This is a genomic window from Dinghuibacter sp., assembly GCF_035492835.1.
Taxonomy (GTDB): domain Bacteria; phylum Bacteroidota; class Bacteroidia; order Chitinophagales; family Chitinophagaceae; genus Dinghuibacter.
In genome coordinates this window covers 1-16,902 of the sequence record NZ_DATJIY010000048.1, presented here as the reverse complement: position 1 = coordinate 16,902, position 16,902 = coordinate 1, and the positions used below count along the sequence as shown (strand labels likewise).

The following is a 16,902-nucleotide window of genomic DNA, read 5'->3' as shown; positions in this document are numbered from 1 at the left end:
ATTGGTCTTAAATAACCAATTTGTTAAAATTTTCTTAACGAGGTTGTCTTGATTAAACCTTTGGTTACTGACTGGGTCTGTTATGGGTATCCCTATAGAAAAATATCTATTTCTGTAACCTCCCCATAAAATATACCGTATTTAAGATAGTGAGTTAAGCAAGGTTGAACAAAAAAAGGTCTGACTTTTCTAGGTCGGACCTCACTTTTTTCAGGGCCTGCCGAGCGCGCGCCGGCTAGTACTTTCTGGTGGGCGGGGACGAAGCCGGGGGCGCGTAGACGGGGTAGCTGCCGCGTTCGACGCTGACGCTGCCGGAGATCGAAAAGGTTTTGGCGTCGTTGGTCCACATGAGACCACCGGTGACGCCGGCGTTCCAGCCGAGGGTGTTGAAACCGGGCTTGGCCAGCGGGCCGGGGGCGCCATAGTTGAACAGGGTCGGGGCGACGGTGGCCGCGGCAAAGGCGGTAAAGTTCTTGTTCAGCGGGCGGTAGAGCGCCAGGCCCACCGGTGCGGTCACATAGGACATACCTTGTCCACCCGCGAAGATGTACCCGGCCGATACGGCGGTATAGGGTCTCAGCTGCCACTTATTGATGGGGGTGTACTCCGGGAACGGGGCGAAGCTCAGCGATGGGGCGAAGCCCCAGCCGTTCACCAGGGGGAGCGCGGATTGCGCCCTGGTCGTAAGGAGGGCCATGGAGGCCAGGAGGGTAAAGAGGAGTCGCATACGCGGGTGTTTCACTTTAAAGTTACGGATTTATTGTGGGTTCGCCACGGCTTCGGGGCCGTACATCTGTGCCTTGAATTTCAATGAAGGGGATGGGATAAGGTCGCCGATGCCGAGATCGGGCCACTTTTTGTCGACGGCGGCGATGGTCTTGTCGTCGGCTACGATGATGTTGGGCCAGTCGCGTTGGAAGCCGTCGAAGGCGCGGGTTTTGAGGGTGCCGTCGAGGCCGAGGCAGGCGAAGGGCTTGCGGTCGACGAGGTAGTGATCGCGTTTGGGGTCGAGGTTGTTACAGACGCGCCAGAGGGCGACGGCGAGGTCGTCGACGGGGACGGTGTGCTCGACGTAAAGGATCATTTTGATGCCTTGGGCGCGGGTGTCGGCGCAAAGGCGCGCATGGAGGTCTTCGACGTGGTGGGGCCTGTTTTTGTGTACGGCAACGAAGAGTACCGGGATGTCGAGCGCGAAGAGGGCGTCGTTGACGGCAGTCACGTCGGGGAAGGCCGAGGCGATCCACGATGCTCTTTGCGGAGCGGGCCAGGCATACCGCGTATCCGTTTCTTCGGGGAGCTTGGCGGTGCCGTCGATACACATCTTGCCGCCAAAGCCGAGGGCGTTACAGGCATGGTCGAGGACGTCCATAGGGCCGGTGGCGAAGGCGACGTCGGTGGCGACGTTGCAGTTGGCCATCACGGTCCGGGCCAGCGTGGCGTAGTCGGTGATGGGCGTGGCGGCGTCGGTGAGGACGAGGATCTTGTTGAACATCATCTGGCCCGCGCCCCACATGGCGTTCATGACCTTTTGGCCCTGGCCGGGGAAGTCCTTGCGGATACGGGTGATGACGAGGTTGTGAAAAACGCCCTCCACGGGCATGTCCATGTCCACGATTTCGGGGACGAGGGTCATCTTGATGGGGGCCAGGAAGATGCGTTCGGTGGCCTTGCCCAGCCAGGCGTCTTCCTGGGGCGGGATGCCGACGATGGTCGCGGGGTAGACCGCGCCCTTGCGGTGGGTGATGGCGGTAACGTGAAAACGCGGGTACCAGTCGGGGAGCGAATAATAGCCGGTATGGTCGCCAAAGGGGCCCTCCCAAATGGGTTCTTCGCCCGGTTCCACGTAGCCCTCGATCACGAAGTCAGCGTCGGACGGGACCTCGAGGTCGGGCTGGGTGATACAGCGGACGAGCTCGACGTGCTTTTTGCGCAGGAAACCGGCGAGCATGTACTCGTCAACGTTCTCGGGGAGCGGTGCGGTCGCGGAATAGGCGTAGACCGGGTCGCCGCCCAGTGCAACGGCCACGGGCATGCGCCGGCCGAGCTTTTTGTATTCGGCGAAGTGACGGGCGCTGACCTTGTGTTTGTGCCAGTGCATGCCGGTGAGGGTCGGGCCGAAGACCTGCATACGGTACATGCCGACGTTCCGGATGCCGTTGAGCGGGTCCTTGGTGTGGATGATCGGGAGGGTGACGAAACGGCCGCCGTCCTTGGGCCAGCACTGTATGATGGGTAGCTTGTCGAGGTCGGGGGTTTGCATGATGACCTCCTGACACGTGCCCCTACCTTTTTTGACCTTGGGCATCCAGGACGCGAACTGCCCCAGCTTTGGCAACATGCCGAGCTTGTCGAGCAGGCCTTCCTTGGGGCTGGTGAGGAGCTTGAAGAGGGCCTCGATGTCGCGGGTGATGTCGTCGAGGTTGTCCACGCCCAGCGCCATGCACATGCGGCGCTGGCTCCCATAGGCGTTCATCAGTACGGGAAAGGCCGTCCCGGTGTTTTCGAAGAGGAGGGCCTTGCCGCCCCCGCCGCTTTTGCTGATGCGGTCGGTGATCTCCGCGATCTCGAGCACGGGGTCCACGTATGTCTTGATGCGGAGCAGCTCCCCCGCCGATTCCATTTTATCTATAAAAGCCTGCAGGTGTGGATAAGCCATCCCGCGAAGTTAGTGCAAATGCGTATGCATATAGTTCACGAGGGCCTGGACGGTCGTCAGCTTTTCGGCGTCCTCGTCGGTGATCTTTATTTCGAATGTTTTTTCGACCTCGGTAAACAGCTCCAACGTATCCAGCGAATCCACGCCGAGGTCGTCGGTAAATGAATCGGTCATCTTGATCTGGTCTTTTTCCAAACCCAGCTTGTCGGACATCAGGACCCATAAGCGGGTCTCCATCGTTTCCATGGTCATCGTGCTCATATTGTACAAGGTTTTACGGATTGACTTGCCCAAATGCCGTGCCTTCCCCGGTTTTCGGGCATTTTGACGGGTGCTTGGGCTATCATTTTGATAAAATTAATTTCATTTTAACATGGGCGGCGCGACGCCGCGGCGCGGCGGGCGGCGGCGCGGTGTGGCGGGCGGCGCCTACTCTTGCGACTGCCGGCCCACCGGGGCGTTATCGTCGTCCCGGCCCTTGTAGGCCGAATCCGTCACGTGGTGATCGTGCTGCGCCACGATCTCCGGCCAGTACTCCATAAAGGACTTGCCCGCGTCCTGGATGTATTGGTAATACTCCACTTCGTTGGCGTAGGTCTTCAACTGGTCATAGGACGGACGGTACATCTTCATAAACGTGTCGAGGGCCGGGTGGGTCATACCCGTTAGCTTTTCGACCAGGGCCTTGTTGAAGCGGTGGTCGACATAGCGTTGCTTTTCGTCCTCGATCAGGTACCGCTGCGTGGACATCCGGCTTTTCTCGATGGCCCTGCCGGTCAGGAGCATGTCGAAGTCGAGCCCGATGCCAAACTGCCGGCCCCGCATCTTCCCGCCTTCGATCATACCGGGGTCGCCATAGTTGAACAGGTCCTGGTACTCCCGTCGGTTTTGCAGGGAGTCGAGGTGATAGCTGTTGGCCGTTACGGTAACGGGCGTCAGGTTGACGCTGGCGATGCCGTACATGCTGATGTCAAAGGCGTCCGGGTTGGCCATGAGCTTCACCGGGAACCACGCCGTCCGCTTGCTCAGGTACTCGAAATAGATCGAGTCGGTTTCGGGCACCTTTATGTGGTAGCGGCCCAGCGAATCCGTCGCGGCGGTGGCGCCGGAGCCGCTGTGGACGTCCACTTCGCCCAATCCGTTGATCATGCTGCCATCATATACCGTACCCCGGACGACGATCTGGGCCGTCGTATTTTTTGCGCAACAAACTCCTATCAGCAGGTAGAACAGCCAACGTCCACTCACTTGCATTCCGACGTTTTGGCCCTCAGACCCGCGGCGCGGGCGAAGGTTTAAACCGCTTGTCAGGGGATTACGCCTCATGGCCTAAGGGTGGGGTCGGTGAATGCGAGGGCGAGGGAGGAGTCGGTGAACGCGGCGCGCGGGGGCGCGCCGCGTGACGACTAGTACGCATAGCCCGCGGGGGCGTCGGTGGGAGCGGCGCCCCACTTTTTGTTGGGGGCGGGGCCCATGTCGAACTCGAGGGTGCCGCCGGCAAGGATGTCTTTGTGGGTGATGTAGGTTTTGGTGTAGGGGTGGCCGTTGAGACGGGCGGCCTGGATGTAGATGTTCTTGCCGCCGGCCTTGGGGGCGAGGACGGTGAACCTTGCGCCGCCGGGGAGGTTGATGACTGCTTTGCGGAGCTGGGGGGAGCCGAAGGCGTAGACGCTGCTGGCGGGGTTGACGGGGTAGAAGCCCATCGACGAGAAGATGTACCAGGCGCTCATCTGGCCGCAGTCTTCGTTACCCGCGTAGCCGGAGGACTTGTCGTTGTAGAGCTCCTGCATGATGCGGGCGGTGTAGAGCTGGGTCTTCCAGGGTTGACCGGCGTAGTCGTACAGGTAGGGGGTGTGGTGGCTAGGCTCGTTGCCGTGGGCGTCCTGACCGATAAAGCCGGAGGCGTTGCCGTTGACTTCGGAGGGTTTAGACACCAGGGTAAAGAAGGAGTCGAGCTTGTTGATAAAGCCGTCGGCGCCGCCGTAGAGACGGATCATACCGGGGACGTCCTGGGGAACGTACCAGCAATACTGCCAGCCGTTGCCTTCGGTGTAGGGAGCGCCGCCGTTGCCGCCATAGCTGAGCGGGTCGAAGGGCGTCACCCAGTTGCCGTCGGCGTTGCGGCCGCGGAAAAAGCGGGTGCCGGCGTCATACACATTATGGTAGTAGGTGGCGCGCTCCATGAAGTATTTATAGTCTTCCGTTTTGCCCATGGCATTGGCCATCTGGGCGACGCACCAGTCGTCAAAGGCGACTTCGAGGGTGAGCGATACCGACTGGGATTCCTTGTCTTCGGGGAAGTAGTGGTATTGGTCGAGGAAGCGGAAGGGCGCGCCGGGATGGTCGACGGTGGACGACGCGCGGATGGCGGCGTAGGCCTTCTGGTAGTCCACGCCGGGGATGTGCTTCAGGTAGGCGTCGACGATGACGGGGATGGCGTGGTTGCCGATCATGCAATAGGTTTCGTCGCCCCAGAGCTGCCAGATCGGGAGGTAGCCGTAGGTGTCGTACTGCCTCAGGAAGGAGTTGATAAAGCCCGCGGTACGCGCGGGTTGCACCAGGGTGTAGAGCGGGTTGGCGGCGCGGTAGGTGTCCCACAGCGAAAAGGTGCTGTAGTGCGTGCCGTCCGCGGCTTTGCGCGTGGTGAAGTCGGTGCCCACGTAGGAGCCGTCCGCGTCGGCCAGGTTGTTGGGCTGGGTAAAGGCGTGGTAGAGACCGGTGTAGAAAATGCGCTTTTGCTCGTCGGTGCCGTCGACACCGATGCACCCCAGCTCTTTATTCCACTGGGCGCGGGCATCGGCGACGGTGGATTCGAAATCGAAGCCGGGCATCTCGGCGGCGAGGTTGCGTTCGGCGCCTTCGAGGCTGACGGAGGACAGACCGACCTTGACCAGGACGGGGGCGTTATTTGAGGCGTTGAAGTCAAAGACGCCCTTGACGCGGGTGCCGTTGGCGATCGAGCCGTTTTGGATCACGGTGCGGCCGTTCAACAGGGCTTCGCTGACGAAGGGCTGGGAGAACACGGCCCGGAAATAGACCTTGCGCAACCGGCTCCAGCCGGTGATGATGCGGTAGCCTTCGATGGTATGGTCGTTGACGACTTTTATTTGAGCGGATATAATCCGGCACTGCCAGTAGTTGCGCTTTTTGTCGAGCGAATGGTCGAGGTCGACGACGACGTGACCCAGCGTCCCCGTGGGGAAGGTATAGCGCTGCAGCCCGACGTGGGCGGTGGCGGTCAGCTCCGCCTTTGTCTTCCACGTCTGGAGCAGGACGCTGTAGTATCCGGGGGTGGCCTGCTCGCCGGCGTGCGTAAAGGCGGACTTGTATTTGGCGGGGTCCCACTGGACGTCGCCGGTATAGGGCATAAAAAGAAAATCGAACAGGTCGGCCACCCCGGTCCCGCTGAGGTGGGTATGGCTGAAGCCTACAATGGAATGATCATTGTAATCATACCCGCTGGCCGGGTCGTCCGGCGCTTCCCGGGTATCCGGGCTCAGCTGGACGAATCCGAACGGCACGGTGGCCCCGGGGAAGTTGCTTCCCGAAAGGCTGTTGGAGTCGACGGCGCCGGTGCCGATAAAGGGGTTGACAAAGCTGGCCGGGTCCGTGGCCTGGGCCTGTGCGATACAGGCGACAGCCATGGCCGTAAGGGACAACGCGAATTGTTTGAATTGGATCATATACGTGAAGCTAAAACCATTTTGCAAAACACAATGATACGTAATGTGGAATAATTTGCACACAAGAATACGAAACCACACCAGGGAAGCGCACGCGCGCCTGGAGCACCGGATGGTGTCGCGCATCAGGCGGATCAAAGATAAGGAGGAGTATCACGGCTTGCTGGCGCTTTTTTATGGATTTTATAAGCCCGTGGAGGATAGCTTGGGCACGACGTTCGCTTCGGATAGCCTGTTAAAGGACCTCGGGGTGGCGCCGGCCTCGTTGTATAAGGGCTGGGTGGCGCCGCGGCACCCGGTGGGCGCGCGGTATGTGTTGGAGGGATCGATGCATGGCGGGCCGTATATCGCGGCGATGATCGAGCGGCAGGTGGGCGAGCGGCAGTTGGAGTGCCCCCTACCCTTTTATTTTCTTAAGAGGGCGGCGGCCAGTGAGAGATGGAATGGTTTTGTGGAACTACTCGAGACCGTGCCGGCCGGGGAACACGCCCACGTACTGGATACCGCGCTGAGCACCTTTGACCATTTTAATCATTGGATCGACCACTATGACAAGTCCCGACATCACCTTGCGGCAGCCGCCGCGCAAGAACTATGAAAGCGATGTGTGCGGCAGCCTGCCGATACACCAGATCAACCAGGTCCAACCCTACGGGGTGCTGCTGGTCATCGACCGGGACACGCTGGCGATCATACAGGCCAGTGAGAATACGGAACGCGTGTTTGGGTTGGCGGCGAGGGAGCTCGTAGGGGCGCTGCTGACGGCGCATGCGCGCGCGGGCGGCAGGGACGCGGGCCGCGGGGCCATGGACACGGGCGGCGGCGGGGCGGCCGGCGGGTTGATACCCGACGCGGCGCTCGAGGGACGTAGCGACAAGCTACCCAAGACGTGGATCATCCGGGATAAGCCCTACACCACACTCGTCCATCTAAAAGGGTCTTATATACTGGCAGAGATCGAGCTCACACCGGCGGGTGACCGCAGTTTCGTGTCGACCTTCCAGGACATACGGCATTCGATGGCGGCGATCGAGTCCGCGGGGTCGACAGCGGGGGTTTGCGCGGCCGCGGCGCGGGAACTAAAAAGGTTATCTGGTTTTGACAAGGTGATGATCTACCGCTTTGACGAAGACTGGAACGGGTATGTGGAGGCAGAAGCGATGGAGGAAGGCATGGAATCATACCTGGGTTTTACCTTCCCGGCGTCGGACATACCGCCGCAGGCGCGGAAGCTCTACCTGACGAACCCCTACCGGTTCATACCAGACCGGGACTACAAACCGGTCCACTTATACCCGGTCATCAACCCGGCCACGCGGACGTTTATCGATCTTTCGGAGTGCAACCTGCGGGGCGTGGCGCCGGTGCACGTCGAGTACCTCAGGAACATGGGGATCGTGGCGTCGATGTCGACGCGCATACTGGACGGGGAAAAACTTTGGGGGTTGGTGGCCTGTCACCACCGGACGGCCAAGGACCTGGACTACGAGCTGTGCTCGGTTTTCGAGCTGATGAGCCACGTGGTTTCGGCGCGGATCGCCTCCATCCGGTTCAAGGAACAGGATGCGCTGAATGCCGGGCTGCACGAGCGGTATAACCGGCTGATCGAGGCCATATACGGTTCGGAGGAGCTCCACCAAAGCCTGCTGGGGACCGCCACGGGGGTGGCGAACCTGCTGTCCGGCGGGGGCGCGATACTGAGCTACCGGGGACGGATATACGCCGCGGGTGACGTTCCGTCGCGCGCGTTCCAGGAGGACCTGGTGCTCTGGCTCCACACCAAGGAGCTCAAAAGGGCGCTCGCCACGGACGCCTTCCCCACGCTCTATGACCGGGCGGAGGAGCAAAAGGGGCTCGCCAGCGGCGTGCTGGTCATCCCGCTTAACTGGAAGAAGGACGAGTACCTGATCGTGTTCCGGCCGGAAGTCGTGCGGGAGATCAACTGGGGTGGCAACCCCGACGAGCGTATCCGTTTTGAGCCCAACCAGGTCAACTACCACCCGCGGGCCTCGTTCCGGGAATGGCGGCAAAAGGTCAGTGGGACGTCGCTGCCCTGGCGCCCCGAAGAGCTGACGATCGCGGAGAACCTGCGGACCTTCATACACGAATACATCCACAACCATTACCTGACGTGAAACAGCGGCAAACGATACAAGGCTATGTGATTGCCATCGGCGCCTCCGCCGGCGGGCTCGAAGCGATCCACGACTTTTTCGACCATATGCCGGAATCGGGCAAGGCGGCCTTTGTCATCATCCAGCACCTTTCTCCGGACTATAAGAGCCTGCTCGTGGAGCTGGTCGGCCGGCATACGCACATGAAGGTCTTCGAGGCCACCGACGAGCTCACGGTGGAGAACAACTGTATTTATATCATCCCGAACGACAAATTCATCACGATCCGCAAGAACCGGCTGGTGCTCGGTGAAAAACGCGGCGGCCCCGGGCCTAACACGGCGGTGGATGTATTTCTATCGTCTCTGGCGCGGGAGTGGAAGAACCGCGCGATCGCGGTGATCCTGTCGGGGACGGGGACCGACGGCACCCGGGGTATCGAGGCCATCAAGCAACAGGGCGGGATGGTCCTGGTCCAGGACCCCGCGACGGCGCGGTTCGACGGCATGCCCAACAGCGCGATCAGCTCGGGGAACGTGGACTTCGTCCTGCCCCCTTCCGACATGCCGGTGGAGATACTCCAGTACATCCACCAGGATCCGCTGGCGGACCTGAACGGGGGCGAGATCGACAACCAGACGCTGGAGGAGGTTTTTTCCCTGATACACCAGGAGGCCGGTTTCGACTTCCACTATTATAAGACCCCGACGATCCAGCGCCGGATCATCCGGCGCGCACTCCAGGGGAACCACCGGACGCTGGCGGATTATATCGGTGCGTTGAGGGGCAACCCGGATGAAGTCCGGCTCCTGGGGAAGGACTTCCTGATCGGGGTGACGAGGTTCTTCCGCGACCCGGAGGCTTTCCGGGTATTGCGGGAGCAGGTTTTACCCGAGCTGCTGGCGGGCAAAAACAACGACGACGCGGTAAAGGTCTGGGTCTGCGCCTGCAGCACCGGGGAAGAGGCGTATTCGATCGCCATCCTGCTGTCGGAGGCGATGGAGGCCACGCGCGTTTTTTTTGAGGTAAAAATATACGCCACCGACCCGGACCCGGCGCACATCGAGATCGCGTCCCAGGGAGCGTACCCGCTGACGATCGCCGAAGACGTGCCCGAGGAGTACCTGCACAAATATTTCGCACAGACGGGGAATACGTACACGGTGACGCCGTCGCTCCGCAAGAAGATCGTCTTTGCACGGCACAATGTGATCAAGGACCCTCCTTTTATCAAGAACGACCTGGTCACGTGCCGGAACATGCTCATCTATATGAGCCCGATCCTCCAGCAAAAGGTCTTTTCGATCCTGCTCTTTTCTGCGCGCCGGCAAGGCTATCTCTTCCTGGGCTCCAGCGAGCACGCCGGTTTTCCCAAGGACATGGTGGCGGAGGTGAGCGGTAAATGGAAGATATACCAGAAGACCGCCGAATCCCGGCCGGGCGCTTACCCGATACCGTTGATCGGGGAGCGGAAAAGCACCCGCCGGACCGGCGGCGCGTCCTCGGACGCGGCCACGCGTGGCCAGCAGCAGCTTTGGGAAGAGTCGCAGGCCGCGCTCACCGAGGAGTGGGGCATGGCGGCCTTTTTTATCGACAATGTCTTTGACATCAAGGAAGCGGTGGGAAACTACCGCGCGCTCCTCTCGCTACCGGAGAAGGACCTCCACCTGAACCTGCTGAAGATGGTGCCGCGGGGGCTCGCGTATGTGCTGGCCACCGAAATCCGCAAGGCATGGACGGAGGAGCGGAGTGTCAATCTGAAGGGCGTGCCGTTCACGCGGGACGATACACCGCTGCTGATCGACATCCTGATACGGCCTTCTCAACCCGGGCGCCGGCAGCCGTTCACGCTGGTGGTGATGCGGGAGCAGGAGGCGCCGGTCGCCGCGGCTACCGTTCACGCGCCCTCGGCCGTGCCTACGGAGGGGCTCGAAGACTACGTCCGCACGCTCGACGCGGAGCTCCAGGAGACGCGCCGGAACCTGCAGCTGGCGATCGAGGACCTGGAGACCGCCAACGAGGAGCTCCAAAGCTCCAACGAAGAGCTGCTCAGCGCCAACGAAGAGCTCCAGAGCTCCAACGAGGAGCTCCAGTCGCTGAACGAGGAGCTCCATACCCTCAACACCGAGCACCAGCTCAAGATCGGGGAGCTGCTCCAGGCCAACGACGACCTGAACAACTATTTCCGGTCGACCGATATCGGGCAGGTGTTCCTGGACCCGGAGCTGCGTATCCGCAAGTTCAACCCGGCCTCGGCCCGGATGATCAACTTCATCGAGTCCGACCTGGGCCGCTCGATCACGCACATCTCCAACAACATCCGCTACGACAACCTGAACGGCGACATCGAAGCGGTGCTCCGGGACGGCAAGACCATCGAAAAGGAGGTGCGGCTCCACGACGGCAAAGACCTGCTGATGCGGGTCATGCCCTATATTTCCCGGGAAAAAACGACGGCCGGCGTCATCCTGACCTTTGTCGACATCACGACGATCACGCAGCTCAACAACATCGTCCGCGGGGTTTTCAATTCCAGTCCGAGCGCCATTTTGGCGATGCGGACGCTGAGGGACGTCAACAATACCATCACCGACTTCAGCATCCTCGCCGCCAACGACGCCGCGGGCGGTTTCCTGAGCAGCCCCGGGGCCGACTTCACCGACAAACGCGTCCGGCAGGACGTACCGCTGCTGGCCGCGCACGGGTTGTTCGAGGTCTATTCGACGGTCGTCACCCTCAACCGGAAGATGCACCTCGACCTGTACGTGGACGAGCAGGACCGGTGGTTCGAGGTCACCGCGGTCAAGATGATGGATGGCCTGGTGGCGACGTTCACCGACATCACCGAGAAAAAGCAGGTCGAGCAAAAGCTGAAAAAGAACTACGTCGAGCTGATCAATACCAAGGACAACCTCCGGGTGCTCAACACCGACCTGGAAGACAAGGTCCGCGAGCGCACCCGGGAGCTGACCGAAAGCGAGGAGCGCTTCCGGCTGGTCGCGGGCGCGACCAACGACGCGATCTGGGACTGGGACTTCGTCAACAACCGGATCTGGTGGGGGGACGCCTTTTACAAGCTGTTCGGGTACCGGGAGGGGGACCGCGCCTTTTGGCTGGACAAGGTCCATCCCGACGACCGGAAGGCCACCGAAGACAGCCTCAACGACGTCATCAACAACCGGCGCGCGCACTGGAGCTGCGAGTACCGCTTTCTGCGGTCGGACGGACAGTACGCAAACATCCTGGACCGCGGCCGGGTACTCCTCGGGGAATACGGCACGCCCTACCGGATGCTGGGTTCGATGCTGGATCTGACCGACCTGAAAAAGGCCGAGCAGGAAATCAAGGCGATGAACGAGGAGCTGGAAATAAAGGTGGCCAGCCGCACCCGGGAGCTCGCCGACCTCAACCGCGACCTGGAGCAAAGCAACCACGACCTCCAGCAGTTCGCGTCGGTGGCGTCGCACGACCTGCAGGAACCGCTGCGGAAGATCCTGATTTTCTCGAATTTATTACGCGACCGTTTTGGCGAGGCGCTCGACGGCGTGGGCCTGACGTACATCGACAAGGTCCTCCACGCCGCGCAGCGCACCAAGTCGCTCGTGACGGACATCCTGAATTATTCCAGCCTCAACTCCCAGAGCTATCGTTTCGAGCGGATCTCGCTTTCGGAGATCGTGTCGGAGCTGCTGGACGACTTCGAGCTGGTGATCCGGGAAAAGCAGGCGGAGGTCTTTTCGGATGTGCTGCCCGAGGCGGACGTGATCCCGGGGCAGATCCGGCAGGTGTTCCAGAACATCCTCTCCAACGCGCTCAAATTCTCGCGGGAGGGCGTAAAACCCGTCATCCGGATCACCTGTGAATCAGACGGGGAACGCGTCCGGATCCATATCCGCGATAACGGCATTGGTTTTGACGAGAAATTCTCGGCGGCTATCTTCAATTTATTCCAGCGCCTGAACTCCAAGGACCGGTACGAAGGTACGGGGATCGGGCTGGCCATCACCAAAAAGATCATCGAACGGCACAACGGCCAGGTGATGGCGCACAGCCGGGAGGGTGAGGGCGCGGAATTCGTCGTGGTATTGCCGCTACGCCAGGGAGCGCTTTGATTTCTCCGGCATTTAGTTTATATTTCTAACTAAACGCTTGCTAATGCCTGTTACACCAACACCCACCGTTGAAATCGCCCGTAACAAGAAGAATCTTTCCTGGTTCCTCACGGGAGGGCTGATCCTGTTTTTCTTCGGTTTGTTACTGCTCGTTTACCCGACGCCTTTCATATCGTTGGTGCCGCACCAGATCAACGCCGCCTTTATCATCGAGGCGGTAGGCGTCTCCGTGATGGTGATCGGCGGCATCTACAGCTATATCATGGCGGTGCGTATCGCCAGCGTTTTCCCCGCGATGATCATTTCGGACAAGGACATCTACGATCATACGGGCACCCCCGGGGACGGGCTGATCAACTGGGAGGACATCTCGGGTTTCCGGGAGTCGCTGATCCGCGGGCACCGGTTCATCACGGTGCTGGTGAAGCACCCGCAGGTTTACATCGACCGACAGCGCAACCCGGTCAAGAAGCGCCTGCTGGCGCGGTTGAACTCGGACTTCGGGTCGCCGATACAGATACCGGCGGAGGCGCTGGCGTATGACTTGCGGAGTCTTATGATCTTGCTGGAGGCGCGGTTGGATAGTTATCGCGCGTCGGTGCTTCGTTCTTAGCCTTTTTTTTACAGCCGTTCGATGAGGAGCGCGCTCGCGCCGCCGCCGCCGTTGCAGATGCCGGCCAGGCCGTAGCGGCCGCCGGTTTGCTGGAGGATGCTCAGGAGCGTGATCGTGATGCGGGCGCCGGAGCAGCCGATGGGGTGGCCGAGGGCGACGGCGCCGCCCCAGACGTTAAGGCGGTCTTCGGGGATGCCGAGGTCGCGGGCGTTGGCCTGGGCGACGCAGCTGAAGGCTTCGTTGATTTCGAAGTAGTCGATGTCGGCGATGGTGAGGCCGGCTTTCTCCAGGGCGCGGTTCATCGCGATCGTGGGGGTGGTGGTGAACCATTCCGGGTCCTGGCTGGCGTCGGCGTAGGAGACGATGCGGGCCAGCGGGCGCCACCCGTTGGCCAGGGCCGTCGTGGAGGCGGCAAGCACGAGCGCGGCGGCGCCGTCGTTGATCTTGGAGGCGTTGGCGGCGGTAATGACGCCGTCTGGTTTGAATGCGGGTTTTAAAGTCGGAATCTTGTCGAATTTTACCTTTTTGTACTCTTCGTCCTCCGTTATGGTCTGCGGGTCCCTGCCCTCGGTGGTGATAGGGACGAGCTCGCCTTGCATATATTCTTTGGCGTAGGCCCCGGCGGCGCGTTCGTAGCTCCGTATCGCGTAAGCGTCCTGCATTTCCCGGGTGAGACCGTATTTCGTGCTGCACAGCTCCCCGGCGTTGCCCATGGCGTAGTCCTTATAGGGGTCCCAGAGACCGTCCTTGAGCATGCCGTCGATCAACTGGCCGTTGCCCATGCGGTAGCCGGTACGGGCTTTGTCCAGGTAATAGGGGACGTTGCTCATGCTTTCCATGCCACCGGCAACGACGATGTCGACGTCGCCCTGTCTGATGTCCTGGGCGCCGAGCATGACGGCCTTCATACCGGAGGCGCATACCTTGTTGACGGTGGTGCAGGGAACGCTGGTCGGGATGCCGGCATAGATGCTGGCCTGGTTGGCGGGCGCCTGGCCGAGGCCGGCGCTCAGGACATTGCCCATGTACACTTCCTGTATGTCGTTGGGTTGCAGCCCGGCCCGTTGTATGGCGGCCTTGATGGCGGCGGCGCCGAGCTTTGTCGCGGGTATTGACGCCAGTGCGCCGTTGAAGCTGCCGATGGGGGTGCGGGCCGTGCCGAGGATATAGACTTCTTTGTTCGCCATTTTCTGGGGTTGAGGGGGTAAAGATAACACTTGTTAGTTTAATTGCATTGTTTTTGGCTTTGTCATTATTGGCGAACCGGTAACAACCGGGGTGGAAAATTAACCCTATCTTGGACGAATTCAACCCAACCTACGATATCCCATGAAGCCAACGATTGCGGGCAAAAAGGGCCCTCATTTTATGGACTATGTCCTGGAACCGCCCGCCTATGGCTGGGCGGACGCCGATAACAACCTGATCAAACCCAGCCGCCGCCAGATACTCAACGAGTTTTTCCGCCGCCTGAATATATTCTCATCGACCAAGAACTGGTTGTCGTTCTTCAGCTGGTTCCGGGTGCTCTGCCTGGTGCCCTTCCTTTACCTTTTTATCGCCCGCTATTTCAGCTTCCCGCTGCTGGCCGTCGGGTTTGTCTACAGCATGATCATCATGGGCTCCCACGGCACGGTCTGGTACCACCGGTACTGCACCCACGGCGCCTACCAGTTCCGGAACCGCTTCTGGCGATTCGTCACCCGGAACCTCACGATCAACGTCGTCCCCGAGGAGCTCTACGTCATTTCCCACCACGTCCACCACGCCAAGTCGGACCAGCCGGGCGACCCTTACAACGCCCAGGCGGGCTTCCTGTACTGTTTCCTGGCGGACGTCAACCACCAGCCCATCTCGCAAAGCCTGTGCGAAAAGGACTACGACCGGGTCACCGGCCTGTTGGACCACACGGGTGTAAAGCCCAATACATTTGCCCAGTACCAGCGCTGGGGCTCGATCGTCCACCCCGGCCGCGAAATCCTCGGCTGGTTCGCCAATTGGGGATTCTGGGGTTGTGTGTTTTATTTTTTGGGCGGATGGGCCCTGGTTTGTACGCTCTTTGCGGCCGCGGGCTTCTGGGCCGTCGGCGTACGCACCTTCAACTATGAAGGCCACGGCAAGGGCAAGGACAAACGCCGCGAAGGCACCGACTTCAACCAGGCCGACCTCTCGATCAACCAGATTTGGCCCGGCTTTGTCGCCGGTGAATGGCACAACAACCACCACCTCTACCCTTCCAGCGCGCGGAGCGGGTTCCTGCGGCACCAGATCGACTTTGCGTGGTACTATATCAAGTTTATGAGCATGGTGGGGGCGGTGTCGAGCTATCACGACTCGCGCGCCTTATTTCTCGAGAAATACCACCGGCCGTATGTGGAGCACCTTAAACGGGACCGCGGATAAGCTTCAAAAGGATTTTTACCCTTTTTTGGTAAATCTAAAGCCTCGCTATGGCAAAAATGTAGTTAGAGGATTTATTGCAAGAATTCAGACATTAAGGTCGATTTCGAATTCAAGCGAAATGGTACAGTTTAGAAGTTGGTATTTTGAGAAATTAGAAAAAGAAGCGAAGTATAGAGGAATGCACAGCATTAGAGTAAATAAGCAGTTTCGTATAATTCTAAAAATTGATAAGAAGAAGAACAAACTGGAAGTAGTGGAGGTTTGTGAAGTTCACGACCTTACAGACTATCATTAAAATTGTAAAAACTATACAATCGGTATGGAAAGCAAGCATGTGGTTTTAGGCACAAACAAACAAACCATCTATTCCGCTGTTGCCATCCACCCTGGAGAGATTCTAAAAGAGGAAATCGAAGCACGGGAGTTGGCAAAAACAGCAGTCGCCAAGCATCTCGGGATTCAACCAGGGCACCTCAGTGAACTTTTTAAGGGAAAGCGGAATATATCCCCTGCCATTGCGCTCAAATTGCAAATGTTACTGGATATACCAGCCGAGACATGGCTGGGGTTGCAAAACTTATATGACTTGACCATCCTAAGGTCAATGATGGTGGCGGCGAAGCCTAAAGCCGGTACGGTCGCCCGGGCGGCCAAGAAAGCGGTGGCTTAAGCAACAAGTTTTTGATAGCCGCTGAGGAAGCGCTGGAACCAACCCAGGCGCAGCAACACTTTTTCCCAGAGGAAAATACCGATGATGGCGACGGTTATACCGGCGAGCACGTCCAGGACGTAATGGTGTGAGGTATATACGGCGGCGAACCAGATGCCGAGGACGACTGTGCCCAGGAAGACGTTGATTCCCCGGGGGGCCCGGCTGCGGAGACCGTAGTAGAAAGTGACCAGGGGATACGCGGCGTGAAGGGAGGGCATGGCGGCAAAGACATTGGAGCTTTTGGCGTACAGGCCGTGGAACACATGGATGTGGAAATAGTCGTCGAAGCGCGCCAGGCCGGCGGTGTAGCCGGGGGTGCGCGGGTCGAAGACAAAGCCGTGGAGCTGGACGTACCAGGGAGGCGCGGCGGGGAAAGTGTAATACACGAACCAACCCAGGAAGTTTACCCAGAGGAAGGTGAGGGCGAAGGGGACGACCCAGCGCCGTCTTTTTACAAACAGATATATACCAAAGCCCAGGGGGACGGGCATCCAGCAGATGTAGAAGGCGCCGCTCAGGAGGTCGGGGGCGGTGGCGGCGTGTGCCGCGAGGTATTCGTTTATCGATTGGGCGCCGATGTGGAAGAGGCGCTTGTCGGTCTCATAGAGG

General features: G+C 59.8%; 13 protein-coding genes. 6 read left to right on the top strand and 7 right to left on the bottom strand.

The window, feature by feature from the left end; genetic code table 11:
* Positions 1–235: 235 nt before the first annotated feature.
* The 5 genes from VL547_RS04415 to VL547_RS04395 all read right to left on the bottom strand — a co-directional run bounded on the left by VL547_RS04415 (position 236) and on the right by VL547_RS04395 (position 6,339).
* A complete protein-coding gene (locus tag VL547_RS04415) occupies positions 236–727 on the bottom strand; it encodes a hypothetical protein (protein WP_325575610.1) in 492 nt (163 codons plus the stop codon).
* Between the two features lie 30 nt (positions 728–757).
* Positions 758–2,656, bottom strand: a complete 1,899-nt coding sequence (locus VL547_RS04410) for a menaquinone biosynthesis decarboxylase (protein WP_325575608.1) — start codon at positions 2,654–2,656, stop codon at positions 758–760.
* A gap of 9 nt (positions 2,657–2,665) precedes the next feature.
* Positions 2,666–2,917: an acyl carrier protein gene (gene acpP, locus VL547_RS04405; RefSeq protein ID WP_325575606.1), complete on the bottom strand. Its 252-nt coding sequence runs from the start codon at positions 2,915–2,917 to the stop codon at positions 2,666–2,668.
* Positions 2,918–3,085: 168 nt separating this feature from the next.
* A complete protein-coding gene (locus VL547_RS04400; protein WP_325575604.1) occupies positions 3,086–3,904 on the bottom strand; it encodes a hypothetical protein in 819 nt (272 codons plus the stop codon).
* A gap of 158 nt (positions 3,905–4,062) precedes the next feature.
* Positions 4,063–6,339, bottom strand: coding sequence for a GH92 family glycosyl hydrolase (locus VL547_RS04395; protein WP_325575602.1), 2,277 nt, complete (start codon positions 6,337–6,339; stop codon positions 4,063–4,065).
* Positions 6,340–6,394: 55 nt separating this feature from the next.
* Here VL547_RS04395 and VL547_RS04390 point away from each other — a divergent pair, with 55 nt between their 5' ends.
* From VL547_RS04390 to VL547_RS04375, 4 genes are read left to right on the top strand one after another with little or no spacing between them, the layout of a single operon-like run.
* Positions 6,395–6,937: a biliverdin-producing heme oxygenase gene (locus tag VL547_RS04390; RefSeq protein ID WP_325575600.1), complete on the top strand. Its 543-nt coding sequence runs from the start codon at positions 6,395–6,397 to the stop codon at positions 6,935–6,937.
* A complete protein-coding gene (locus VL547_RS04385; RefSeq protein ID WP_325575598.1) occupies positions 6,888–8,474 on the top strand; it encodes a GAF domain-containing protein in 1,587 nt (528 codons plus the stop codon). The genes VL547_RS04390 and VL547_RS04385 overlap by 50 nt, the downstream gene beginning before the upstream one ends.
* On the top strand, positions 8,471–12,565 hold the full coding sequence (locus VL547_RS04380) for a chemotaxis protein CheB (RefSeq protein ID WP_325575596.1): 4,095 nt from the start codon (positions 8,471–8,473) through the stop codon (positions 12,563–12,565). Before VL547_RS04385 ends, VL547_RS04380 begins: the two co-directional genes overlap by 4 nt.
* A 43-nt stretch (positions 12,566–12,608) precedes the next feature.
* Complete coding sequence (locus VL547_RS04375) at positions 12,609–13,178, top strand: STM3941 family protein (protein WP_325575594.1); 570 nt, start codon at positions 12,609–12,611, stop codon at positions 13,176–13,178.
* Positions 13,179–13,186: 8 nt separating this feature from the next.
* Here VL547_RS04375 and VL547_RS04370 read toward each other — a convergent pair whose 3' ends face one another.
* Positions 13,187–14,365 (bottom strand): acetyl-CoA C-acyltransferase, encoded by a 1,179-nt coding sequence (locus VL547_RS04370; protein ID WP_325575592.1) that lies wholly within the window; start codon positions 14,363–14,365, stop codon positions 13,187–13,189.
* Positions 14,366–14,507: 142 nt separating this feature from the next.
* Here VL547_RS04370 and VL547_RS04365 point away from each other — a divergent pair, with 142 nt between their 5' ends.
* Together VL547_RS04365 and VL547_RS04360 are read left to right on the top strand one after the other, a co-directional pair.
* A complete protein-coding gene (locus VL547_RS04365; protein WP_325575590.1) occupies positions 14,508–15,581 on the top strand; it encodes a fatty acid desaturase in 1,074 nt (357 codons plus the stop codon).
* A 319-nt stretch (positions 15,582–15,900) separates the two neighbouring features.
* A complete protein-coding gene (locus VL547_RS04360; RefSeq protein ID WP_325575588.1) occupies positions 15,901–16,251 on the top strand; it encodes a HigA family addiction module antitoxin in 351 nt (116 codons plus the stop codon).
* Here VL547_RS04360 and VL547_RS04355 read toward each other — a convergent pair.
* Positions 16,248–16,902: phosphatase PAP2 family protein (locus tag VL547_RS04355; RefSeq protein WP_325575586.1), on the bottom strand; the 655-nt coding region annotated here is incomplete at its 5' end. The genes VL547_RS04360 and VL547_RS04355 overlap by 4 nt on opposite strands.